This is a genomic window from Cyanobium sp. ATX-6F1, from assembly GCF_047395825.1.
GTDB lineage: Bacteria > Cyanobacteriota > Cyanobacteriia > PCC-6307 > Cyanobiaceae > ATX-6F1.
Map to the genome: position 1 here is coordinate 1 of NZ_JBCEBF010000001.1, position 23,530 is coordinate 23,530.

Here is a 23,530-nt window from a genome sequence, read left to right on the forward strand (position 1 = left end):
CTCACCCTCAAGGCAGATGGCTCCTACTCCTATGAGCTGAATAACGCCAACTCCGTGGTGCAGGGCCTCAATGCCAACCAGAGCCTCACTGAAGTCTTCAGCTACGTCATCACCGATGCTGACAAGGACACCTCACCATCACAGCTGACGATCACCATCAACGGCACCAATGACGGTGTCACCATCACCGGCCTCGACAATCAAGGACCGGAAGTCACCGTCAACGAGGCCAATCTTGCTGATGGCTCCAGCCCCGATGCTGCCGCTCTCACCAAAACAGGCTCCTTCTCCTTCTCGGCGCTTGATGGCACCGATGATGTCTCCATCGGCTCCACCGCTCTGATTACCAATGGCGTCTATGCCGGTGATGACACCGTCGTCACCACCGCGGCCTATGGAACCCTGACCATCACGGGCTTTACACCCGTCACCGATGGCACTGGCGCCATCATTGGCGGCACATTCACCTACGAATATCTCCTCGATGACAACACCCTGACCCATGCCAGCGGTCAGGGCATCAACAGCCTCACCGAATCACTCACTGTCACCGTCACCGATACCGATAGTGATACCGATACCGCCATTCTTGATATCAAGGTTATTGATGATATCCCCACGGCCGCCGCTGATACCGATTCCGTCCAAGAAGACGGGCCTTCCGTCGTTGCCACAGGCAATGTCCTGACTGGCGTCGATGTCAGCCTCAACCCAGATAGCAACAGCACCGATGGCGTCGCCGATACCCAGGGCGCTGATACCGCAACCGTCACCGCCGTCACCTTTGGTCAGTCCACAGGAACAGTGGGTTCTGAGTTGGCCGGCCTGTACGGCACTCTCACCCTCAAGGCAGATGGCTCCTACTCCTATGAGCTGAATAACGCCAACTCCGTGGTGCAGGGCCTCAATGCCAACCAGAGCCTCACTGAAGTCTTCAGCTACGTCATCACCGATGCTGACAAGGACACCTCACCATCACAGCTGACGATCACCATCAACGGCACCAATGACGGTGTCACCATCACCGGCCTCGACAATCAAGGACCGGAAGTCACCGTCAACGAGGCCAATCTTGCTGATGGCTCCAGCCCCGATGCTGCCGCTCTCACCAAAACAGGCTCCTTCTCCTTCTCGGCGCTTGATGGCACCGATGATGTCTCCATCGGCTCCACCGCTCTGATTACCAATGGCGTCTATGCCGGTGATGACACCGTCGTCACCACCGCGGCCTATGGAACCCTGACCATCACGGGCTTTACACCCGTCACCGATGGCACTGGCGCCATCATTGGCGGCACATTCACCTACGAATATCTCCTCGATGACAACACCCTGACCCATGCCAGCGGTCAGGGCATCAACAGCCTCACCGAATCACTCACTGTCACCGTCACCGATACCGATAGTGATACCGATACCGCCATTCTTGATATCAAGGTTATTGATGATATCCCCACGGCCGCCGCTGATACCGATTCCGTCCAAGAAGACGGGCCTTCCGTCGTTGCCACAGGCAATGTCCTGACTGGCGTCGATGTCAGCCTCAACCCAGATAGCAACAGCACCGATGGCGTCGCCGATACCCAGGGCGCTGATACCGCAACCGTCACCGCCGTCACCTTTGGTCAGTCCACAGGAACAGTGGGTTCTGAGTTGGCCGGCCTGTACGGCACTTCACCCTCAAGGCAGATGGCTCCTACTCCTATGAGCTGAATAACGCCAACTCCGTGGTGCAGGGCCTCAATGCCAACCAGAGCCTCACTGAAGTCTTCAGCTACGTCATCACCGATGCTGACAAGGACACCTCACCATCACAGCTGACGATCACCATCAACGGCACCAATGACGGTGTCACCATCACCGGCCTCGACAATCAAGGACCGGAAGTCACCGTCAACGAGGCCAATCTTGCTGATGGCTCCAGCCCCGATGCTGCCGCTCTCACCAAAACAGGCTCCTTCTCCTTCTCGGCGCTTGATGGCACCGATGATGTCTCCATCGGCTCCACCGCTCTGATTACCAATGGCGTCTATGCCGGTGATGACACCGTCGTCACCACCGCGGCCTATGGAACCCTGACCATCACGGGCTTTACACCCGTCACCGATGGCACTGGCGCCATCATTGGCGGCACATTCACCTACGAATATCTCCTCGATGACAACACCCTGACCCATGCCAGCGGTCAGGGCATCAACAGCCTCACCGAATCACTCACTGTCACCGTCACCGATACCGATAGTGATACCGATACCGCCATTCTTGATATCAAGGTTATTGATGATATCCCCACGGCCGCCGCTGATACCGATTCCGTCCAAGAAGACGGGCCTTCCGTCGTTGCCACAGGCAATGTCCTGACTGGCGTCGATGTCAGCCTCAACCCAGATAGCAACAGCACCGATGGCGTCGCCGATACCCAGGGCGCTGATACCGCAACCGTCACCGCCGTCACCTTTGGTCAGTCCACAGGAACAGTGGGTTCTGAGTTGGCCGGCCTGTACGGCACTCTCACCCTCAAGGCAGATGGCTCCTACTCCTATGAGCTGAATAACGCCAACTCCGTGGTGCAGGGCCTCAATGCCAACCAGAGCCTCACTGAAGTCTTCAGCTACGTCATCACCGATGCTGACAAGGACACCTCACCATCACAGCTGACGATCACCATCAACGGCACCAATGACGGTGTCACCATCACCGGCCTCGACAATCAAGGACCGGAAGTCACCGTCAACGAGGCCAATCTTGCTGATGGCTCCAGCCCCGATGCTGCCGCTCTCACCAAAACAGGCTCCTTCTCCTTCTCGGCGCTTGATGGCACCGATGATGTCTCCATCGGCTCCACCGCTCTGATTACCAATGGCGTCTATGCCGGTGATGACACCGTCGTCACCACCGCGGCCTATGGAACCCTGACCATCACGGGCTTTACACCCGTCACCGATGGCACTGGCGCCATCATTGGCGGCACATTCACCTACGAATATCTCCTCGATGACAACACCCTGACCCATGCCAGCGGTCAGGGCATCAACAGCCTCACCGAATCACTCACTGTCACCGTCACCGATACCGATAGTGATACCGATACCGCCATTCTTGATATCAAGGTTATTGATGATATCCCCACGGCCGCCGCTGATACCGATTCCGTCCAAGAAGACGGGCCTTCCGTCGTTGCCACAGGCAATGTCCTGACTGGCGTCGATGTCAGCCTCAACCCAGATAGCAACAGCACCGATGGCGTCGCCGATACCCAGGGCGCTGATACCGCAACCGTCACCGCCGTCACCTTTGGTCAGTCCACAGGAACAGTGGGTTCTGAGTTGGCCGGCCTGTACGGCACTCTCACCCTCAAGGCAGATGGCTCCTACTCCTATGAGCTGAATAACGCCAACTCCGTGGTGCAGGGCCTCAATGCCAACCAGAGCCTCACTGAAGTCTTCAGCTACGTCATCACCGATGCTGACAAGGACACCTCACCATCACAGCTGACGATCACCATCAACGGCACCAATGACGGTGTCACCATCACCGGCCTCGACAATCAAGGACCGGAAGTCACCGTCAACGAGGCCAATCTTGCTGATGGCTCCAGCCCCGATGCTGCCGCTCTCACCAAAACAGGCTCCTTCTCCTTCTCGGCGCTTGATGGCACCGATGATGTCTCCATCGGCTCCACCGCTCTGATTACCAATGGCGTCTATGCCGGTGATGACACCGTCGTCACCACCGCGGCCTATGGAACCCTGACCATCACGGGCTTTACACCCGTCACCGATGGCACTGGCGCCATCATTGGCGGCACATTCACCTACGAATATCTCCTCGATGACAACACCCTGACCCATGCCAGCGGTCAGGGCATCAACAGCCTCACCGAATCACTCACTGTCACCGTCACCGATACCGATAGTGATACCGATACCGCCATTCTTGATATCAAGGTTATTGATGATATCCCCACGGCCGCCGCTGATACCGATTCCGTCCAAGAAGACGGGCCTTCCGTCGTTGCCACAGGCAATGTCCTGACTGGCGTCGATGTCAGCCTCAACCCAGATAGCAACAGCACCGATGGCGTCGCCGATACCCAGGGCGCTGATACCGCAACCGTCACCGCCGTCACCTTTGGTCAGTCCACAGGAACAGTGGGTTCTGAGTTGGCCGGCCTGTACGGCACTCTCACCCTCAAGGCAGATGGCTCCTACTCCTATGAGCTGAATAACGCCAACTCCGTGGTGCAGGGCCTCAATGCCAACCAGAGCCTCACTGAAGTCTTCAGCTACGTCATCACCGATGCTGACAAGGACACCTCACCATCACAGCTGACGATCACCATCAACGGCACCAATGACGGTGTCACCATCACCGGCCTCGACAATCAAGGACCGGAAGTCACCGTCAACGAGGCCAATCTTGCTGATGGCTCCAGCCCCGATGCTGCCGCTCTCACCAAAACAGGCTCCTTCTCCTTCTCGGCGCTTGATGGCACCGATGATGTCTCCATCGGCTCCACCGCTCTGATTACCAATGGCGTCTATGCCGGTGATGACACCGTCGTCACCACCGCGGCCTATGGAACCCTGACCATCACGGGCTTTACACCCGTCACCGATGGCACTGGCGCCATCATTGGCGGCACATTCACCTACGAATATCTCCTCGATGACAACACCCTGACCCATGCCAGCGGTCAGGGCATCAACAGCCTCACCGAATCACTCACTGTCACCGTCACCGATACCGATAGTGATACCGATACCGCCATTCTTGATATCAAGGTTATTGATGATATCCCCACGGCCGCCGCTGATACCGATTCCGTCCAAGAAGACGGGCCTTCCGTCGTTGCCACAGGCAATGTCCTGACTGGCGTCGATGTCAGCCTCAACCCAGATAGCAACAGCACCGATGGCGTCGCCGATACCCAGGGCGCTGATACCGCAACCGTCACCGCCGTCACCTTTGGTCAGTCCACAGGAACAGTGGGTTCTGAGTTGGCCGGCCTGTACGGCACTCTCACCCTCAAGGCAGATGGCTCCTACTCCTATGAGCTGAATAACGCCAACTCCGTGGTGCAGGGCCTCAATGCCAACCAGAGCCTCACTGAAGTCTTCAGCTACGTCATCACCGATGCTGACAAGGACACCTCACCATCACAGCTGACGATCACCATCAACGGCACCAATGACGGTGTCACCATCACCGGCCTCGACAATCAAGGACCGGAAGTCACCGTCAACGAGGCCAATCTTGCTGATGGCTCCAGCCCCGATGCTGCCGCTCTCACCAAAACAGGCTCCTTCTCCTTCTCGGCGCTTGATGGCACCGATGATGTCTCCATCGGCTCCACCGCTCTGATTACCAATGGCGTCTATGCCGGTGATGACACCGTCGTCACCACCGCGGCCTATGGAACCCTGACCATCACGGGCTTTACACCCGTCACCGATGGCACTGGCGCCATCATTGGCGGCACATTCACCTACGAATATCTCCTCGATGACAACACCCTGACCCATGCCAGCGGTCAGGGCATCAACAGCCTCACCGAATCACTCACTGTCACCGTCACCGATACCGATAGTGATACCGATACCGCCATTCTTGATATCAAGGTTATTGATGACGTGCCTAGTTCGAACTCATTTGAACTCTGGGTACCCAGTGACCCTGCCAACCTCACGGGCACCTATGCCAATGGTTATTCGGTTACACCATCAATCTTTCAAGCTGCTTCTCAATTGGCCATTGGAGCCGATGGGTTACAGAGCTTTGTGATCACAAGCCTTCCAGCAGAGGGGTCCCTATATTATCTAAACTCAGGTTCCTACACAGCCGTAACCGTCAACCAATCATTTAGCACGATTCCCGACCTCTACTATAAAGTAGATGCTGATTTAGCTATTGAAAATATTAACTTTGCGTTTAAGTTTATTGACAATGATGGTGACTCATCGAGCAATACTCTCTACATTCACACACTTGCCGAAAGAGAAAGTAAATTTGATTCCGGCCAAGTTGGCGACGGCACTAATCCACTCACCTCTGGTAATGTGCAAAATGGAATCCTAACCGTATCAGCGGGCTTGGCAAATTTACCCGACTATTCCGCAACAAGTTTTACCATTATCACCGATTTTCAAAACGCTCCTTTTACGGTTCCCTACAAAGACAATGAAATCAATTCTTCAATCACCAATGCGACGAATGAGGTATCTGTCTTTGTACGAGTTGATGGTAAGTTATTTGCTGTCGTTCTGAATGATACCTCCCATGCCAACGGATCGGGAATCAATCAATCATGGCAATATGACAACGTCAACAATGGGGTGGGAGATGTCACATACGGTCGCCTTTTCGAGAATATACAACTCGCAAGTGTGCTCGAAGTTACAGCCGGGACCGTTACCAATGGTAGCGGCGCCACACCTGTTACCACTGGCACTCAAACCCTTGCTCAGTACCTTGCCGCGAACCCCTTATCTACCGGAGAGAATATTGAAATCCTCTATGATGACAACACATCTGGGAACGATCAGGCTCGATCACTCACGCTAAATTTCAACTATATCAATCCTGGCAATGACGGAATCGTAGTGAATGCCGATACAGCTCCGTCCACCAATAACGTTGGCTCAGACGTAATCTATGGATCGCTCACTGGTAACAACGTTCTGAATGGCGAGGCCGGCAAAGACTGGATCTATGGTGGAAACTTGGCTGATGAAATTAATGGCGGACTTGGCTCGGATGTTCTCACTGGAGGTGGAGGCAAAGATTCGTTTATCTACGCGAAAGCAGATGTTGCGGCAAGCGAAGCGGATACAATCACTGACTTCACAACCGGCGTAGATAAAATAATATTTAAAGGTGCGTCTTCTGCTTCAATTTTGACTCAGTCAGGCGGCATTGTTCAAATTCAGGTGACCTGGGCAGACGCCACGACTTCAACCGTTGCGTTCAACTCTGTCAACACGATTGCTCAGACAGATATTTTGGTCGCAATCGCCCCCATCGCCCTCGATGCCAACAACGATGGCGCGATTACCTATCAAGCCCTCGCCACTTCCACCGCCCACTTCGACTACGCCGGCGACGGCTATGCCGAGCAGACGGCCTGGATTGCCGCTGGCGATGCGTTGCTGGTCTATGACCACAACCACGACCAGATCGCCAACGATGGTTCCGAGATCGCCTTCGTCCAGTACGCCGCTGGTGCCACGACCGACCTCGAGGGGCTGAGGCTGGCCTTCGACACCAACCACGACGGTGTCTTTGATGCCAACGATGCCAAGTTCGCCGACTTCGGCATCTGGGTCGACAAGAACGCTGATGGTGTCACCGATGCGGGTGAATTCCACACCCTCCCCGAGGCCGGCATCACCAGCATCGACCTCACCAGTGATGCTCATGTGGCTTCGGCCGCCGGTGGCGATGTGCTGGTTCACGGCAGCACCACCTACTCCTATGCCGATGGCACCACGGGCCTCGCCCAGGATGTGACCTTCACGGCATCGCTGGCAACGGCCGACACCAGCGCCGATCACAGCGCATTGATTCCAGACGCAACAGTTGTGTCCGATGCAACAGCCGTGCCCGACGCCACCACCGTGACGGCCAGCACGACCGAAAGCACCACCACCACCACCGAGCATGCGCTCGATGCGGCGATCGCCGCCTTGCCCGCCACCCATGTTCAAGATCTGGTCGACACCTTCCTCACCAACCTCCACGCCAACGACACCGATGGCACGATCCTCACCCACAACGATGTGGTCTATGAGCTCGATGTGGCGGTCAGCTCCTTCATCACCGATCACGGCATCACCGCCGACCAGTACCACGACATTCACCAGCAGGTGATCGACCACATCGCCCAGGATCTCCAGGACCATGGCCTGGTGGATCCCACCGCCATCGAACACGATGCGGCCGGCCATGCCGACGGCAGCGACGTCATCGCCGCCCTCGACAACCACTTCCACGACCTCTACGACACCCACACCATCCACGACGTCCACATGGACGACTACTCCGCCCACGTGTGATCGCAACTGCCGCATTGGCGGCCCGATGTTGCCCCTTTCCCCGAACGGTTCGCCGCTCGGGGCTTTTGTTTGGCTTGCTGATGCGGGCCTCAATCGACAGCGAACCTACGACTCAAGTGCTACGAGCCGAGTAACATCTGAAATGGGATCAAGTCCTTCCGCGCAACCGCCTCGAGCGCCTCTCTGGAGACCGCAAAAGCCAGTTCAGGATCTACGTAACGACAACCACTGAACACCGAACACTCGAGGCCCCATGGCCCAGCTTTTGTCCCCCATCCCCCCGGTGAAATCCTGCAAGAGGAGTTCCTTGTGCCCATGGGGCTCAGCGCCAATGCCCTCGCCAAGGCGATTGGCGTACCTCGTAACAGAATCTCGCTGATCCTCAAGGGTGATCGAGCCATCACCGCAGACACGGATCTGCGCCTCTCTCGGTTCTTTGGGCTGAGTGAGGGCTACTGGCTTAGGCTCCAGGTTTCCTTTGACTTGAAGGTTCAGTCCCGGCTGCTCGCCGACCAACTCAAAGCGATCAAACCCTTCCAGCTGGCCTGTTCCTGAAGCAAATTCAGGATCACCAGTTCGCTGAGGCCGCGGATGTTCATCAGAGAGCCCATCGCCTGGGGTCTCATTGGCTGGCATCCAACCCGCTCAGGGCTTTTCTTGGTATTATGAATCGTACGATTAAAGGTGTGGTGATGCAGTCGATTTCAGCCAATGAGCTCAAAATGCGTGGGGTTGGAGCCATCGCTGAGGCCCTTCAGCAGGGCCCTGAGGTGGGAGTGAGCGTCCGCGGGCAGCTTCGCTACGTCTTGATGGACGCCGAGCACTACCAACACCTGCGGGAATGTGAACTCGAAGTGGCGCTGATCGAAACCCGCGCCGATCTCGCCGCCGGTCGCTTCGTGGTGGAGTCCGCTGAAGACCATCTCAAGCGATTGGAGCAAATGGAATCCGATGATCTGTGAATTGGACGCTCGTCGTTACCGGCCACTTTTCAAAAAAGGCAAAAAAGTTCCTCAAACAGCATCCGGAACAATCAAAGCTTTACCTGAAAATCCTGCTCCTACTTGAGGCCAACCCTTATCACCCCTCCCTGCGCCTGCATCCACTCCAAGGCAAGCACAAGGGCCTTCATTCCGTTTCGATGAACATGAGCTACCGGATCACCCTTGAATTCTTAATCGAAGGGAATCAATTGATTCTCATCGACATCGGCGATCATGATGCGATCTACAGAGGCTGACTTACGCGCCGTCGCCCCATAGCCCAACCATTGCGGCAGCGTCGATGGCTGCTTTTACACGATCAAGCGCTTCCGAAACTCCGGCGCGAAATCGGCACCATTCAGACAGAAGATGGTGCGAAGATGGGAGCTTTTGCTTGGCCTGCTGATGTGCGGGTCCACGATCGAAGACATAGGCGGCCGGCATCAGAAGAACTCCACGCCAACGGCCTCTTCATTGTCCACGGCTGAATGAAGGTTGTCAGGAGTGATGCCTGAGAGCAGATCTTCCAGCTTGAACCGAACAGGAAATGTCGGCTTCATGATCAGCTCACCCTCAACAACATTCAGACTGACTTCTGAGCCAGGAACGACTCCGACCTCTTCGGCAAGGGCGCGTGGGATCCGCACACCAAGGCTGTTTGCCCACTTCTGCACCCGTGTTCCCATGGCCCGATGGCGGCTATACGAAGAGTATCCGCCATCATGCTGTTGCTGGATCTTGTTGTTAGGCGGGCTGCTTTTGCAAGACCAAGCCCTTGAGAAACTCTGGTGCGAAGTCGGCACCATTGGGCCAGCAGACTGTTCGCAGCTCAGGATCGAGATAGGCTTCTTTGAATTGATCGGGATCAAGAAGCTCTTCAAAGATTGGACCTGTCAGCTGCTCAGCCATGTCAACCTCTCCATGGGTCCCGTCGTCGAAATGAAGCAATAGGCGATGCCCAGCAATGACTTGAGCAGATGTGACGTGAAGCATGATGGATACAAAATAAGGAACTACTCAAGAGGTGAAATCGGCGATAGCGCCTCGTGGCGACGCGCTCGATCCCAGTCAAGCATCAACTCATCGCGATGCTGCTGGTACCACTCCAACACGTGAGAAAGAGCTCTCCTTGGAAATTGACCGGTGACAACGCCATCAGCAATGTTGACCGTGATCTCATACTCGCCATAGATTGCATGGAAATGTGGTGGATCGTGATCTCGATAAAGGATAGCTATTGCGATCCCAAGGAAGCGGCTGATAACTGGCATCTATAAACAATAGCGTAAAATTGGACAGTCGCAAAACTCAGGTCAAGGCCAATCTAATGGACAAGCCATTGCCTCATTAGGCTCCGTATAAGATCCGCATCAATGACCAATTCCGCCTTTGCTTTGTCTGGTCAGCTGACGAGGCTAGCGATGTTGAAATCGTTGATTATCACTGAACACCTAACACTCGAGGTCCTATGGCACAGCTTCTGCACCCCCATCCCCCCAGTCAAATCCTACAAGAGGAGTTCCTTGTGCCCATGGGGCTCAGCGCCAATGCCCTCGCCAAAGCGATTGGCGTGCCTCGTAACAGAATCTGCGCCTCTCTCGGTTCTTTGGGCTGAGTGAGGGCTACTGGCTTCGGCTCCAAGTCTCCTTTGACTTGAAAGTTCAGTCCCGGCTGCTCGCCGACCAACTCTCAGCAATCAAACCCTTCCCGCTTGCCTGCGCCTGAAGCAAATTCAGGATCACCAGTTCGCTGAGGCGGAGGGTGTTCGGCTACACCACAACCGCCCGAGCCGCTCGGGCCTTTTGTTTGGCTCAGCGGCCTCGTTGCTAACTGCATCATTTTTGGTACAATTTCGCCATACAGGCTCCTACCGTCGTGGGCAAACCCCCCATCCTGCGGGTCCTCTTCTTTCATTCTCAGTCAGGGAGAGAACCGGTGAGAGAGTGGTTACTGGACCAAAAGCGTGAGGATCGCAAGGCCCTTGGGTATGCCGTTGATGCAAGCTAGAGCCCGGTCTTTTGGAGGTAAGGTCGGATATCGACAAAGGTATCGCGCGTGTAATTTTCACTGTTGAAGATGACGCCATGATCCTCCTTCACGGCTTTGTAAAAAAGTCGGCCAAGATGCCGACGGCGGAACTCAAAACCGCGAAAGCACGTCTTGCCACACTACTTGGATCAAAATGATGGACGAGCAACATCTTGGCAGCGACTTTAATGATTTCCTCCGCGACGAGCGTCTCCTGGATGATGCAGAGGCCGTTGCCGCAAAGCGTGTCGTCGCCTTTCAGATCGCTCAGGAGATGAGGCGCGCACAGCTAACGAAAACTCAGTTGGCGCAGCGTATGAAGACGAGCAGACCGGTAGTGGATCGTCTCCTTGATCCCTCGAATCGCTCGGTCACTCTCTCGACGCTCGGGAGGGCAGCAACAGCTGTAGGTAAAACTCTCAAAATCGAACTTACGTAATAGCTTGCCCAATACCTACTTTGAAGGATGGGCCTGAACCAGATTCAGATTTACCCGTTAGGTGAGGCCGCGGGTGTTCATCAGAGAGCCCATCGCCTACGACTGCTTTGTTGGCAGCCCTCCAACCGCTCAGAGCACACCCCTTGGCCGCCAGGTATCCGACGACGACCCCTTGATGGCCCACGTCAGAATGGGAAAATTTCCTGCACCCCCGCTCACACCTCATGACGTCACCTTCTCCACCCCTGATCACCTGCACACCAGGCGTACGCAGCGGTAAGCCGTGCATGGCCGGAACGCGCATCACCGTATCGGATGTGCTCGCGTACCTCGCCAGAGGCATGAGCCAAGAGGAAATCCTGGCTGATTTCCCCGATCTGCAGCCTGAACACATCCAGGCCGTGTTGCGCTACGCCGCCGAACGCGAGAAGCGGCTCAGCGAACTCACCGTGGCCTGAGCAGTGCCATGGCCGGCCGTTTGCTGTTGGATGAAAATCTCAGCCCTCGGCTTGTCAGACCACTCGCAACGCAGTCCCCGGGCAGCAAGCATGTGCATAGATAAAATGATGTTCGCAGCTTGAGCCTGCTGCGCGGGGCGCCACCGCAGGTGATCTGGCTGGTGGTCGGCAACTCCAGCTCCGCGGTGATCCTGCGGATCCTGTTGACCCACATCAACGCCATCGAGGCCTTCATCAGCGAACCCAACACCGCCCTGCTCACGCTTCGCAAGCCCTGACGACTGTCGGCCCATCGGGGCAAGCCGATCGCTGGCCCGTTCAGGTGACCCAGAACCCGTAGCAGAATGGTGACAACACCACCAAGCCCATGACCACCTACTCCGCTGTCGTCGAACGCTGCCCCACGACCGGGCTGCTGGTCGGCTACGTGCCCGGCTTTCCGGGAGCCCATAGCCAGGCGGCAAGCCTTGATGAATTGCAAACCAATCTTGAGGAGGTGATTGGAATGCTTCTGGAAGACGGACAACCACAGCTAGAAGGTGATTTCGTCGGGCTTCAACAGATACACATCGCGAGCTGAATCTTGGGCCGACTTCCTGTTCTCAAGCCATCAGAAGTGGTGCGAATCCTGATATGAAACCCTTTTTCTACAATTCAGCAGACTCAGACGATCAATTGAGCGACGACCTCCTGCAGGCGCTGGAAGAAACCCGCGCCGATCTCGCCGCTGGGCGCTATGTGATCAACTCCGATCAGCCCCCCACCCCATAACCCAACCGTTGCAGCAGCGGCGCCGCCATCGCCGTGGTGATCAGGGCCATCAGCACCATCATCGTGAACAGCTCGGTGCTGATCACCCCCAGGCTCAGGCCCACGTTGAGGATCACCAGTTCGGTGAGGCCGCGGGTGTTCATCAGCCAGCCCACCGCCTGGGCCTCCTTCGCGGGCAGCCCGCCGGCTCGGGCCACACCCCAGCAGCCCAGATACTTCCCTCCGATCGCCACCGCCAGCACCGCCGCCAGCGTCAGCCAGGCCCCGGCGCTGTTGAGGCTGCCGATGCGCGTGCTCAGGCCGCTCACCGCAAAGAAGATCGGCAGCAGGAGCGTCAGCACCAGCTGCTCGGTGCGCAGCTCCAGCCAATGCCGCAGCGGCCCATAACGGGGTAACGCCAGACCAAACAGAAACGCCCCGAAGATCACGTGCACGCCCGTGAGTTCGGTCACCACGCCCGAGAGAATCGCCCCGGCGAACACCAGCGCCAGCAGCAGCGGAGTGAGTTCATGGGCGCGCCGGTACTGCCGGGCCAGCCGGCCCATCAGCGGCCTCAGGCCCACCAGCAACACCAGGGCCCAGAGGGCCGTGCCCCCAGGGCCGGCAACGCCCCGGCCAGCGATCCCGAGCGGCTGAAGGAGACCACCGCCGCCAGCAGGGTCCAACCGAGCACGTCATCGATGGCGGCGCAGGTGATCACCAGCTGCCCCAGGGGCTGCGCCAGCAGGCCACGTTCCTTGAGGATGCGCGAGAGCACCGGGAAGGCCGTGATCGCCATCGCCGTGCCCAGGAACAGCAACCCGCTCAGCCGGAAATCCCCCGGCAGCAACTGCGGGGCCCAGGTCTCCAGGCCCAGCCCCAGGCCGATGCCCATCGCCAGCGGCAAGGCCACGCCCGCCAGGGAGATGCGCGTGGCCAAGGGCACCCGGCCCTTGAGCTGCTCCGGGCTCACCTCCAATCCGATCAAGAACATGAACAGGATCAGCCCCAGCTGCGAGAGCACCTGCAACTGCGCCAGCGCCGCCGGAGCGAACAGGTTCGCCTGCAGCTGCGGCGCTAGCGCCCCCAGCAGCGAGGGGCCCAGCGCGATCCCTCCGAGGATTTCACCGATCACCGCCGGCTGCTGAAACCGAGCCAACAAAGCCCCCAGCAGCTTCGAGACCACCATGATCAGGGCCACATCCACCAGCACGGTGGTCAGGGTGCTGAGCTCCAGGGTCATGGGCGGGCGGGCTGTTGATCCAGTGGAGGGACCCTAAGAGTTCGCTGAAAAACCCAGTAAGACCAACGGAAATGGGACTGCTGCACCAGTCGTGATAGCAGGGCAGCTGGAGTGCCTGGGGCAGGCCGGGCCCAGGCGGTTGATCCTGCGGCGGCTGTGAGGCCCCGCCCCACCAACTGGCTTTGGGCGTTGAGCCCGCCGAAGCTGCTTCCCGTCGAAGACCTTGGATTGCGTGCCGCACTAAAGCTAAAATTTCGTGCAGACCCATCAAGGCGCGTCGTCATGACCCGTGCAACCCGTGCCCCTGCGGTCAAGCTGGTGGGCGCCAATGGTCAGATTTCCCTCGGCAAGCAATACGCCGGCCGGCCGGTCCTGGTGGAAGAGCGTGAGCCTGGGGTGTGGATCGTGCGCTCCGCCACCGTGATTCCCGACAACGAGCTCTGGCTGCACGAATCGAAGGCCGCTGCCGATCTGGACGCCGCGATGGCGTGGTCGATCAACCATGCGCCCAACGACTCTGATCTGGATCACACGCTGAACCGCCTCGGCCATGCCAAGCGATGACGCAACGGTGAAGCTGGACCTCAACAATCCCGTCTTCCAGGAGCACCTGCTGACACTGCAAAAAATCGAACGCAACGCAGCACTCGACACGCTCAACAAGATTCGCCAACTGACCTGGAATCAGCTCTACCGCGACCCTGGGCTCAAGTGGGAGAAAATCACAAGCATTAAGCCGCCCAAGGGTATCGATGCCGTGTATTCACTCCGCATCAGCCGGTCTCGTCGCGCCACAGCCCATCGTGACGGTGCCTTCATCCGCATGCTCACCATCGCGCCCGATCACGATGCCACCTACGGCAAGAAATGAGTGGCCAGCGTCCCTACTCCGGGACTGAGAGGAGTCAACGCTCCCAACTAGCGACACGTCTCCGAACATCCCCCAATCATCAGGGCCTTAGGCCACCCCATCAGCTCACCCCTTCGATGCGGTCTTCAATCTCCTGGTAGATCTCCTGCAACTGCGCGATATTCTCATCGCTGGTTTCCCAGTAGCCGCGGCCGTTCACCTCCAAAAGGGTGCCAACGATGCGGCGGAAGCTGTGGGGGTTGAGTTCCATCAGCCGCTTTCGCATCTCCGAATCGTTGATGAAGGTCTCGTTGGCCTCCTCATACACGAAGTTATCCACAGCGCCGCTGGTGGCGCTCCAGCCCAGGGTGAAGTTGAGCCGCTTGGCCACCTCACGCACGCCTTCGTAGCCGGAATTGAGCATGCCCTCGTACCACTTGGGGTTGAGCAGCTTGGTGCGCGAATCCAGGCGGATCGTTTCGCTCAAGGAACGTACCTGGGCATTGGCGGTGGTGGTGTCGGCGATGTAACTCGCCGGCGCCTTGCCGTCATCACGCAGGCCCGCAATCAGCTTGGTGGGATCGGAATCGAAGTAATGGCTCACATCGGTGAGTGAGATCTCGGCTGAATCCAGGTTCTGGAAGGTCACATCGGCGGTCTTCATCGCCGCCTCGAACACCTCACGGTTCTGGTTCATCTCACCGGGGTTGTCGGCATTGAAGGCGAAGGTTTTGCGGCTCAGATACATCTCCTGCAACTCGCCCTCTTCTTCCCAGGTGCTGTTCTCCACCGCCAGGTTCACATTCGAGCTGTAGCTGCCGCTGGCATTGGAGAACACCCGCGTGGCCGCCTCCCGAATCGAGATTCCCTGGGCCGCCGCCTGCTCCTGGCTGTGCTTGCGCACAAAGTTCATATCCAGCGGCTCATCGGCCTCCGCCGCCATCTTCACGCCCTGATCAATCAGGCCCATCTGGTTGATGAACAGATCGCGGAACACCCCCGAGCAGTTCACCACCACATCGATGCGCGGGCGGCCGAGTTCCTCCAAGGAGAGCAGCTCCAGCTTGTTCACCCGCCCGAGCGAATCGGCCACCGGCTTGACGCCGATGAACCAGAGGATCTGGGCGAGCGATTCGCCGTAGGTCTTGATGTTGTCGGTGCCCCAGAGCACGCAGGCGATCGTTTCCGGCCAGGCGCCCTGCTCCGCTTTCTGGCGCTCGATCAGCCGGTCCACCACCACCTTCGCCGCAGCGATCGCCGCGCGGGTGGGAATCGACTGGGGATCGAGGGCGTGGATGTTCTTGCCGCTGGGCAGCACACCCGGGTTGCGGATCGGATCACCACCGGGGCCGGGGATCACGTATTCGCCATCGAGGGCCCGCAGCAGGCTCTCCATCTCCTTGTCGGCGCAGATCTGCTCGAGGCAGAAGCGCAGATAGCCAAACAGCTTGTCGAGTTCGGCGGGCTCGACGGCCGCAAAGCCTGAGCCACGGCAGGAGCTCAGCCACGGGCTGGGTCGCTCATAGCCAAATCGCTCCAGCAGGGCGAAGAACCAGCCGAAGCGGCCCTTGAGATCCACCCGGCCGTCGCTGCCGGTGACCGCGCGCACCATCGAGGCCACCGCCTTGCGGCAGGCCTCGGTGATCCGTTGGTTCAGCTCCACATCAACCAGCACCCCGGCATCGTTGCCGCGGTACACCTCGTCGATCGTGCGGCCGATGCTCTCGGCCAGCAGAGCCGGCAGGCTGCGGTAGCCCTCCTCCTCGCGCTCGAGGGCGGCGATGCTCACCAGGGTGGCGATCGCCTCCTCGGCGGTGGGGGGCTTGCCGATCGTGTGCAGGCCGCAGGGCAGCAGCCGGCTCTCGATCTCCATCAGCTGGCGGTAGAGCGCCCCGACCACGTCATCGCGCTGCTCGCGGCTCAGCTCGGCGGCGTCCTGCTCGGGCAGCTTCACATCCTTATCGAGGTTGCACTGGCGCGCCGTCTCCACCATCGCGTTGACGATCTGCACACCCCGGCTGCTCTCGCGCAGCTGCTGGTAGGAGCCCACCAGTTCGCCCAGCTCCTTGAGCCCCTTGTAGAGGCCGGCGTTTTCAGCCGGCGGGGTGAGGTAGCTGATGGTTGCCGCATAACCCCGGCGCTTGGCGATCGTGGCCTCCGACGGGTTGTTGGCGGCGTAGTAGTAGAGGTTCGGCAGGGCGCCGATCAAGGAATCGGGATAGCAGGTGTCGCTCATGCCCATCTGCTTGCCTGGCATGAACTCCAGCGAGCCGTGGGTGCCGAAATGCAGCACCGCATCGGCCTTCCAGATCTTCTCGAGATAGGTGTAGTAGGCGGCGAAACCGTGGTGGGGGCTGGCACTGCGCGAGTAGAGCAGGCGCATCGGATCGCCCTCGTAGCCGAAGGTGGGCTGGACGCCGATGAAGACGTTGCCGAAGTGGCGGCCGTAGATCAAAAGGTTGGTGCCATCGCTGTTCAGGTTGCCGGGGGGCTTGCCCCAGTTCTCCTCCAGGCGCTCGGAGTAGGGGGTGAGCCGTTCGTACTCGGCCACGCTCATGCGGTGGGCGATCGCCAGCTCCGGCGCCCCCACAAGGGCCTCGGGGTCGTTGATCACCAACTCCATCAGCGCCTTGCTGTCGCGGGGCAGATCCTGCACGTCGTAGCCCTTGGCCTTCATCTCCTCGAGCACCCGGTGGATCGAGCCGAACACATCGAGGTAGGCCGCCGTACCCACGTTCCCCTTGTCGGGGGAAGCTGAACACGGTGATCGCCAGCTTCTTCTCGTGGCGGGGTTTGCGCCGCAGCTGGGCCCAGCGGATCGAGCGCTCGGCGATGGCGTCGACGCGGTCCTGGAGGGTGTGGGCCATGCCGGTGGCGTCATCGCGCCCGGACAGCACGATCGGCTCGATCGCACCATCGAGTTCGGGTATGGCGATCTGCAGCGCCACCTGCACCGGGTGCAGACCCAGATCGCTCTCCTCCCATTCCTGGGTGGTCTGGAACACCAGCGGCAGCGCCACCATGTAGGGCCGGTTGAGCCGCTTGAGCGCTTCGACCGCCTTGGGGTGGTCCTGGCGGGCCGGGCCGCCCACCAGGGCAAAGCCGGTGAGGCTGACGGCCCCATCGACGATCGCCCGCTCCGCATCCAGCGGGTCGTAGAAGAAGGCAGCCACCGGTTTGCTGAAATCGAGGCCGCCGCAGAACACCGGGATCACGGTGGCGCCGCGGTATTCGAGCTCCTGGATCACGGCCACGTAGTGGGCGTCATCGCCCGTGACGATGTGGCTGCGCTGCAGCACCAGACCGATCACCGGGCCCGAGCGGGCGCTCTCACTGAGATCGCGGCGGCTGGCGGTCCAGTTGAGGTAGTCCTTGAGGTCTTCGAACATCCCCGGCGCCAGGGGGTGCCAGATGCCCAGATCGGGGAACACCACCGGATCGACCACCGCCAGCTCGGGGCGGCCCTCCTCTCCCTTGGGGAAGACGTACTTATCGGCCAGCATCAACAGGAAGTTGCGCAGGTTGTCCGGCGTTCCCCCCAGCCAGTACTGAAAACTGAGCATGAACGAACGGGCGTCCTGCGCCTTCTCCACCGGCAGGTATTTCAGAACGGTGGGAAGCGTGTTCAGCAGCTTGAGCATCGCGTCCTGGAAACCGGCGCCGCCGGCCTCCTTCCGCTTTTTCATGAAGCTGGCGATGGCGCTCTTGCTCTGGCCCAGCTGGGCCATCGAGAACGTACCCAGCTTGTTGAGGCGCATCACCTCCGGCATCGACGGGAACACCACCAGCGCCTTGAGGCGATCGCGGTGGGGCGCCACCGCCTCCACCACCTTCTGGGCCAGGTCTTCGATGAAGATCAGCGAGGCGATGAACACATCGGCGGCCGCCAGATCGGCGCAGAAGGCGGCGTAGTTCTGGGGATCACGAAGTTCCTCGATCAGGTAGCCGCACAAATCCACCGCCAGGGCGTTGTTCTGTTCGTTGAGGCTGGTGGCCGCCACGGTCAGGGCGTTCTGGTACTGGGGTTCGAGCACCACATAGACCACCCGCATCAGGGCACGGTTCCCCAGGTCGACAGGGCTGACCCGGCGGGAGGCGGAGCGGACCTGCGTGAACATCGGCGATCGATTGAGCAATGTGAAGCAGCTTACGGAGCTCGCCTGGCCAGCGGGCGCCCCGCCAGGGGCCATAGGCTCAGCGCAGTTCAGCCTTGGGGCATGACCTCACCGATCCCCGGCCCGATCCCTGTGGTGGTGGCCGGTGCCCTGGGCCGCATGGGCGCCGAAGTGATCAAGGCCGTCTGCGCCGCACCCGATACCGAGCTGGTGGGGGCGATCGACACCACCGCCGGCAAGGAGGGGGCCGACATCGGGCTGGAGCTGGGGCTCGGGGAACTGGAGGTGGCGATCACGGCCGATCTCGAGGGCAGCCTCTGCGCCGCCAGCCAGGCGGTGCGCCAGGCCGGCCCCGGTGGCGGCGCCGTGCTGGTGGATTTCACCCACCCGAAGGTGGTCTACGAGCACACCCGGGCCGCGATCGCCTACGGGGTGCACCCGGTGATCGGCACCACGGGCCTCTCCCCTGAGCAGCTGGCCGAGCTGGCCGTCTTCGCCGAAAAGGCCTCGGTGGGGGCCGCCGTGATCCCCAATTTTTCCGTCGGCATGGTGCTGCTGCAGCAGGCCGCCGCCGCCGCCGCCCGCTTCTACGACTTCGCTGAGCTCACCGAACTGCACCACAACCGCAAGGCCGACGCCCCCAGCGGCACCTGCCTCAAGACAGCTGAATTGATCGAAGAGCTGGGCAAGTCCTTCAACGCCCCCAGGTGGAGGAGCACGAAACCCTCGCCGGCTGCCGCGGCGGCCAGCGCGACAGCGGACTGCGGCTGCACTCCGTGCGCCTGCCGGGGCTGGTGGCCCACCAGGAAGTGATGTTCGGCGCCCCGGGGAGACCTACACCCTGCGCCACGACACGATCGAGCGGTCCGCTTTCATGCCCGGCGTGCTGCTCAGTGTGCGCAGGGTGCGCAGCTTGAGCGGCCTCGTCTATGGCCTTGAGCGCCTGCTCTGATGCTGCTGCCGCTCAAGCCCGGTGAACTGCAACGGCTGATCCCCGCGATCGCCACCGGCCCCCAGTTCAATGCCTGCTCCGGCAACCCGCGCAAGCTGCTGCAACGGGTGCTGATCGCCGTGATCGGTGGTGTGCTCTCGCTGCTGATCAGCCAGACCCTGGCCTTCAGCAGCCAGTTCGGCCCCGTCTGGCTGGTGATCGGCGTGGTGTTCGCCCTCTACATCTTCTGGGGGCCGATCCTCGAGGCCGGCCAGCGCAACGCCACCCTCAGGCGCTACCCGGCGGCGGCGATCTTCGAAGGCGAGATCGCCGAGCTGTTCACCAAGGAGCGGGTGGAGGAGCGCAGCGAGCAAGCCGATGCCCGCGGCCGCCTGGAGCTGGTGGAGAACCGGCGCACCTGGCTGTGCCTGGAGCTGGAAGACGAGGACGGCTACCTGGGCCAGCTGCGCTTCCCGATGGACAAGAAGCACAAGGTGCTGCGGCGGGGGATGGTGATCCGCTGCCTGGTGCTGAGTGAGCGCAAGGATTTTTCCCGCGTCGGCGCCCTCAGTGACGCCTGGATCCCCCAGCTGAAGCTCTGGGTGGGGGAGTATCCGTTCCTGCTGCGGCCGGCGTTTGAGGAGATCTGCCTGCGGCGCCTGCGCTGAGGCCAGCCGGGCCGGATTTCACACTCTGTGACCTGACGCAACATTGCGTTACAATTTGCGCATACCAACACCGATCGGCCCATGACTGCTTCCGCCGCCCCCACCGCTGAGCAACGCGCCACCATCCGCGGCGCCACCGTCACCACCGAAGACGGCGGCCGCCTCAACGCCTTCGCCACCGAGCCCAGGATGGAAGTCGTCTCGGTGGAAAGCGGCTGGGGCTTCCATGAGCGTGCTGAGAAGCTCAACGGCCGCATGGCCATGCTCGGCTTCATCGCCCTGCTGGCCACTGAATTCGCCCTCGGCGGTGAGTCCTTCACCCGCGGTCTGCTCGGCCTCGGCTGATCCCTTCCTGGACGGTTTCCACGCCGCAGCAGACTCCTGCTGCGGCTTTTTTGTGGCCATCATTTTTCTGGCCATCCCTTTTCCAGTGGCCAGCACCGATCTCCATGCCCACTCCCCCTGGCCCGGGTGGTCGGCGCTGGGCCCACCGGCGCCCTCGCCGCCCTGGTGCTGGCCCAGGCGGGCTGGCGGGTTCAGCTGCTCGATCCCCTGGGCACTGGGCCGCTCAAGGCCCGTAGCCGCGCCTACGCCCTCAACCACTCCAGCCAGGACCTTCTGCAGCAGTGCCAGCTCTGGGAGGCCCTCGGCCCCGATCTGGTGCCGTTCCGCCAGCTGGAACTCTGCGACCTTTCCTCGGGGCAGCGGGTACCTTTCTCCACCGCCGACCTGGGCCGCCAACGCTCCCAGCGGCCCGATGAGGCGGTGGGCTGGGTGCTGGATCACGGCCCCCTGATGACCCTGCTGCTTGAGCGCCTGGCCGCCCATCCGGCCGTGGACCTGCAGCTGGGGAGCAACATCACGGCGATCTCCACAGGCGCCCCCGAGCCCCCGACCTCACGGTCGTGGCCGACGGCGGCGGCTCCAGCACCCGCAGCGCCCTGGGCATCGGCCACTGGAGCCTCCCCTACCGCCAGGGCTGCCTGACCGTGAAGGTGCGCCTGCGGGGCTGCGCCCCCGACCAGGCCTGGGAGCTGTTCCGCCCCGAGGGGCCCTTCGCCGTGCTGCCCCTGGGGGGCGACACCTTCCAGCTGGTCTGGAGTGCCCCGGCCGAGCGCCTGCGCCGGCTGGAAAGCCTCGATCCGGTGGCCTTCCTTGAGGCCCTCGCCGGGGTGCTGCCCAACACGATCCAAGTGGACACGCTGCTCGATCGGCCCCGCGCCTACCCGGTGGCCCTGGAGCTGGCCCGGCGCCTGCATCGCGGCAGCGCCCTGCTGGTGGGGGAGACGGCCCACCGCTGCCATCCCGTGGGCGGCCAGGGGCTCAACCTCTGTTGGCGCGATGTGGCCGAGCTGCGGCGCCAGGCGCTGCGGGTGAGCCGCGGGCGTCTTTCCCCCGGCGCCTCGGGGCCGCCTACGCCTTCCGCCGCTGGGGCGATCTGCTGATCACCCTGCTGGCCACCGATCTGCTCGTGCGCCTGTTCTCCAATCGCTTCCCCCGGCCCGGGCCCTGCGGCAGCTGGCGCTGGCCGCCCTGGGGCGCTGGGGGTTCCTGCGGGCCGCCTTGTTGGGCCTGATGACCTTCGGCCCTTGCCGTCGCCTGCTCCCCTGGTCAGAGTGAGACCACGAAGAGTGCCCCAACCCACCCTGCGGAAGCGGCCATGGTGATCAGCACCGCCCCCCAACCGATCCCCTCATCAGACCTGGTGCGTTACCTGGGCCGGGAACTGGGGCTGAGCGACAACGCCCTGGGCCTCGGGGTCAAGCAGGCCCAGCTGGAGCAGGCCCCCTGCCGGTGGTGCTCTGGCGCTTCGGGCTGATCAACCTGGAGCAACTCGACCAGGTGCTCGCCTGGCAGGACATCCAGACCTAAAGCTCAGTCGTAGACGATCAACGACTCCACGGGCTGCTGCTCCGGCAGGCGCGAGCGCCCCTGGAGCGCCGCCAGCTCGGCCACGAAGCCGAAGCCCACCAGGGCCCCACCCGCCTGCTCCACCAGCTGGGCGCAGGCACGGGCGGTGCCGCCGGTGGCTAGCAAATCGTCCACGATCAGAACCTTGGCCCCATCAGCGAGGGCGTCGTGCTGGATCTCCAGGCGGTCGCTGCCGTACTCCAATGCGTAGTCGAGGCCAAGCACCAGCCCAGGAAGCTTGCCGGGCTTGCGCACGGGCACGAACCCCAGGCGCACGGCCGTGGCCAGGGCGGTGCCCACGATGAAGCCGCGGGATTCGATCCCCACGATCAGATCCGGCTGCAACCGCTCACAGATCGCCCCCAGCTGGCGCACCACCTCCTGCCAACCCTCCGGATCGCGCATCAAGGGGGTGAGATCGCGGAACAGGATCCCGGGCTTGGGAAAATCGGGAATGTCACGGACCAGCTGACGCAGATCAACAGGAGGCACTGACGGATCGCCTGGAGCGCTGGCATCATCGCAGCCATGCCCGATATCACCTCCCTCCCCGCCACCTCCTCCAGCGGGCCGGCCAGCGAAGCCGCCAGCCCCCTGCCCCGCCGGGGGCTGGAGCGCCTGGATCTGCTGCTGCTCTGCGTCGAAGCCCTCGACCTCAACGGCGGCGAGGCGATGGTCTGGATGAGCCAGCAACTCGGATTCGCTGAGCTGTTCCCGAACCGCGTCGAGCTCTGGAAGCGGCGCTGCACCAACCCCCTGCGCCGGGCCACCCGCCGCGGTCAGCTGGCTCCGCTGGAAAGCGACGCCCTGATCCGCATCCTCTGCGCCATGGCCGAGCGCCTCTACCCGATGCTGCGTCAGTTGCTCTCCAGTGCCGAACCCGAACCCGTCACCGCCGAGCGCTGGGCCCTGTTCCAGGCGCGGCTGAGCGATCTGGTAGCCGAGCGGCTCAACCTGCGCCGCGGCGCCGTGCAGCGGCTGCTCCATCCCGACGATGGCCCCCAGCTCTCCCGCCAGCTGGTGCGCGCCCTCTCGCTGACCGCCGGTGTGGGAGGGTTCGAGCGGCTCCGGGCCAGCCTCCTGGACGCCCCCGCCTGATC

At 61.0% G+C, this 23,530-nt stretch carries 24 protein-coding genes and 3 pseudogenes; 20 read left to right on the forward strand and 7 right to left on the reverse strand.

Annotated features, from left to right (window positions below; all coding sequences use genetic code 11):
* From AAF143_RS00005 to AAF143_RS00025, 5 genes are all read left to right on the forward strand, one after another.
* On the forward strand, positions 1–1,713 hold a 1,713-nt coding region (locus tag AAF143_RS00005), incomplete at its 5' end, for a VCBS domain-containing protein (protein ID WP_414026321.1).
* A gap of 14 nt (positions 1,714–1,727) precedes the next feature.
* Positions 1,728–8,054: a beta strand repeat-containing protein gene (locus AAF143_RS00010; RefSeq protein WP_414026322.1), complete on the forward strand. Its 6,327-nt coding sequence runs from the start codon at positions 1,728–1,730 to the stop codon at positions 8,052–8,054.
* 228 nt (positions 8,055–8,282) lie between these two features.
* Positions 8,283–8,609 (forward strand): HigA family addiction module antitoxin, encoded by a 327-nt coding sequence (locus AAF143_RS00015; protein WP_414026860.1) that lies wholly within the window; start codon positions 8,283–8,285, stop codon positions 8,607–8,609.
* A 137-nt stretch (positions 8,610–8,746) separates the two neighbouring features.
* Entirely contained in the window at positions 8,747–9,016 is a 270-nt protein-coding gene (locus AAF143_RS00020; RefSeq protein ID WP_414026323.1) for a hypothetical protein, read from the forward strand.
* Positions 9,013–9,294, forward strand: coding sequence for a type II toxin-antitoxin system YafQ family toxin (locus tag AAF143_RS00025; RefSeq protein ID WP_255004786.1), 282 nt, complete (start codon positions 9,013–9,015; stop codon positions 9,292–9,294). The genes AAF143_RS00020 and AAF143_RS00025 overlap by 4 nt, the downstream gene beginning before the upstream one ends.
* A 186-nt stretch (positions 9,295–9,480) precedes the next feature.
* Here AAF143_RS00025 and AAF143_RS00030 read toward each other — a convergent pair whose 3' ends face one another.
* Genes AAF143_RS00030 through AAF143_RS00040 form a run of 3 tightly spaced genes read right to left on the reverse strand, consistent with a single transcriptional unit; the run spans position 9,481 to position 10,308 of the window.
* Positions 9,481–9,723 (reverse strand): AbrB/MazE/SpoVT family DNA-binding domain-containing protein, encoded by a 243-nt coding sequence (locus tag AAF143_RS00030; RefSeq protein WP_255004787.1) that lies wholly within the window; start codon positions 9,721–9,723, stop codon positions 9,481–9,483.
* A 58-nt stretch (positions 9,724–9,781) separates the two neighbouring features.
* Positions 9,782–10,030, reverse strand: a complete 249-nt coding sequence (locus tag AAF143_RS00035; RefSeq protein ID WP_255004790.1) for a DUF2442 domain-containing protein — start codon at positions 10,028–10,030, stop codon at positions 9,782–9,784.
* Between the two features lie 20 nt (positions 10,031–10,050).
* Entirely contained in the window at positions 10,051–10,308 is a 258-nt protein-coding gene (locus AAF143_RS00040; protein ID WP_315859577.1) for a DUF4160 domain-containing protein, read from the reverse strand.
* A 741-nt stretch (positions 10,309–11,049) separates the two neighbouring features.
* Between AAF143_RS00040 and AAF143_RS00045 the strand changes: the two are divergent.
* The 5 genes and pseudogenes from AAF143_RS00045 to AAF143_RS00065 form a co-directional block, all read left to right on the forward strand.
* A pseudogene (locus AAF143_RS00045) lies at positions 11,050–11,223 on the forward strand (type II toxin-antitoxin system RelE/ParE family toxin); the annotation flags it as partial.
* Entirely contained in the window at positions 11,223–11,504 is a 282-nt protein-coding gene (locus tag AAF143_RS00050; protein WP_255004792.1) for an XRE family transcriptional regulator, read from the forward strand. The pseudogene AAF143_RS00045 and the gene AAF143_RS00050, both read left to right, overlap by 1 nt.
* A gap of 224 nt (positions 11,505–11,728) precedes the next feature.
* Positions 11,729–11,962, forward strand: coding sequence for a DUF433 domain-containing protein (locus AAF143_RS00055; protein ID WP_255004794.1), 234 nt, complete (start codon positions 11,729–11,731; stop codon positions 11,960–11,962).
* Between the two features lie 119 nt (positions 11,963–12,081).
* Positions 12,082–12,240, forward strand: a complete 159-nt coding sequence (locus AAF143_RS00060; RefSeq protein ID WP_255004796.1) for a DUF5615 family PIN-like protein — start codon at positions 12,082–12,084, stop codon at positions 12,238–12,240.
* Between the two features lie 89 nt (positions 12,241–12,329).
* Positions 12,330–12,542, forward strand: a complete 213-nt coding sequence (locus AAF143_RS00065) for a type II toxin-antitoxin system HicB family antitoxin (RefSeq protein ID WP_255004797.1) — start codon at positions 12,330–12,332, stop codon at positions 12,540–12,542.
* 172 nt (positions 12,543–12,714) lie between these two features.
* Here AAF143_RS00065 and AAF143_RS00070 read toward each other — a convergent pair whose 3' ends face one another.
* The gene (locus AAF143_RS00070) at positions 12,715–13,296 is read right to left on the reverse strand and encodes a cation:proton antiporter (RefSeq protein ID WP_414026861.1); all 582 of its coding nucleotides are present in this window, start codon (positions 13,294–13,296) and stop codon (positions 12,715–12,717) included.
* On the reverse strand, positions 13,287–13,955 hold the full coding sequence (locus AAF143_RS00075) for a cation:proton antiporter (RefSeq protein WP_414026324.1): 669 nt from the start codon (positions 13,953–13,955) through the stop codon (positions 13,287–13,289). Before AAF143_RS00075 ends, AAF143_RS00070 begins: the two co-directional genes overlap by 10 nt.
* Before the next feature lie 189 nt (positions 13,956–14,144).
* On the opposite strand from AAF143_RS00075, the gene AAF143_RS00080 reads away from it, so the two are divergent.
* A complete protein-coding gene (locus AAF143_RS00080) occupies positions 14,145–14,519 on the forward strand; it encodes a hypothetical protein (RefSeq protein WP_255004806.1) in 375 nt (124 codons plus the stop codon).
* Between the two features lie 7 nt (positions 14,520–14,526).
* A complete protein-coding gene (locus AAF143_RS00085) occupies positions 14,527–14,826 on the forward strand; it encodes a hypothetical protein (RefSeq protein ID WP_414026325.1) in 300 nt (99 codons plus the stop codon).
* Positions 14,827–14,926: 100 nt separating this feature from the next.
* On the opposite strand, the pseudogene AAF143_RS00090 reads toward AAF143_RS00085, so the two are convergent.
* A pseudogene (locus AAF143_RS00090) lies at positions 14,927–18,923 on the reverse strand (magnesium chelatase subunit H).
* 99 nt (positions 18,924–19,022) lie between these two features.
* Here AAF143_RS00090 and dapB point away from each other — a divergent pair.
* From dapB to AAF143_RS00125, 7 genes and pseudogenes are all read left to right on the forward strand, one after another.
* Positions 19,023–19,872, forward strand: a pseudogene (dapB, locus tag AAF143_RS00095) (4-hydroxy-tetrahydrodipicolinate reductase).
* A complete protein-coding gene (locus AAF143_RS00100; RefSeq protein ID WP_255004816.1) occupies positions 19,872–20,519 on the forward strand; it encodes a hypothetical protein in 648 nt (215 codons plus the stop codon). The pseudogene dapB and the gene AAF143_RS00100 overlap by 1 nt, the downstream one beginning before the upstream one ends.
* A gap of 81 nt (positions 20,520–20,600) precedes the next feature.
* Complete coding sequence (locus AAF143_RS00105) at positions 20,601–20,864, forward strand: high light inducible protein (RefSeq protein ID WP_255004821.1); 264 nt, start codon at positions 20,601–20,603, stop codon at positions 20,862–20,864.
* A gap of 126 nt (positions 20,865–20,990) precedes the next feature.
* Positions 20,991–21,506, forward strand: a complete 516-nt coding sequence (locus AAF143_RS00110) for an FAD-dependent monooxygenase (protein WP_414026326.1) — start codon at positions 20,991–20,993, stop codon at positions 21,504–21,506.
* On the forward strand, positions 21,425–21,964 hold the full coding sequence (locus AAF143_RS00115) for an FAD-dependent monooxygenase (RefSeq protein WP_414026327.1): 540 nt from the start codon (positions 21,425–21,427) through the stop codon (positions 21,962–21,964). The genes AAF143_RS00110 and AAF143_RS00115 overlap by 82 nt, the downstream gene beginning before the upstream one ends.
* A gap of 215 nt (positions 21,965–22,179) precedes the next feature.
* Entirely contained in the window at positions 22,180–22,338 is a 159-nt protein-coding gene (locus AAF143_RS00120; protein WP_414026328.1) for a hypothetical protein, read from the forward strand.
* A complete protein-coding gene (locus AAF143_RS00125) occupies positions 22,317–22,391 on the forward strand; it encodes a DUF2949 domain-containing protein (RefSeq protein WP_414026862.1) in 75 nt (24 codons plus the stop codon). Before AAF143_RS00120 ends, AAF143_RS00125 begins: the two co-directional genes overlap by 22 nt.
* Before the next feature lie 3 nt (positions 22,392–22,394).
* On the opposite strand, the gene AAF143_RS00130 is transcribed toward AAF143_RS00125, so the two are convergent.
* Positions 22,395–22,922: an adenine phosphoribosyltransferase gene (locus AAF143_RS00130; protein ID WP_255004830.1), complete on the reverse strand. Its 528-nt coding sequence runs from the start codon at positions 22,920–22,922 to the stop codon at positions 22,395–22,397.
* A 36-nt stretch (positions 22,923–22,958) separates the two neighbouring features.
* On the opposite strand from AAF143_RS00130, the gene AAF143_RS00135 reads away from it, so the two are divergent.
* Positions 22,959–23,528, forward strand: a complete 570-nt coding sequence (locus AAF143_RS00135; RefSeq protein ID WP_255004831.1) for a DUF3038 domain-containing protein — start codon at positions 22,959–22,961, stop codon at positions 23,526–23,528.
* Positions 23,529–23,530 lie beyond the last annotated feature (2 nt).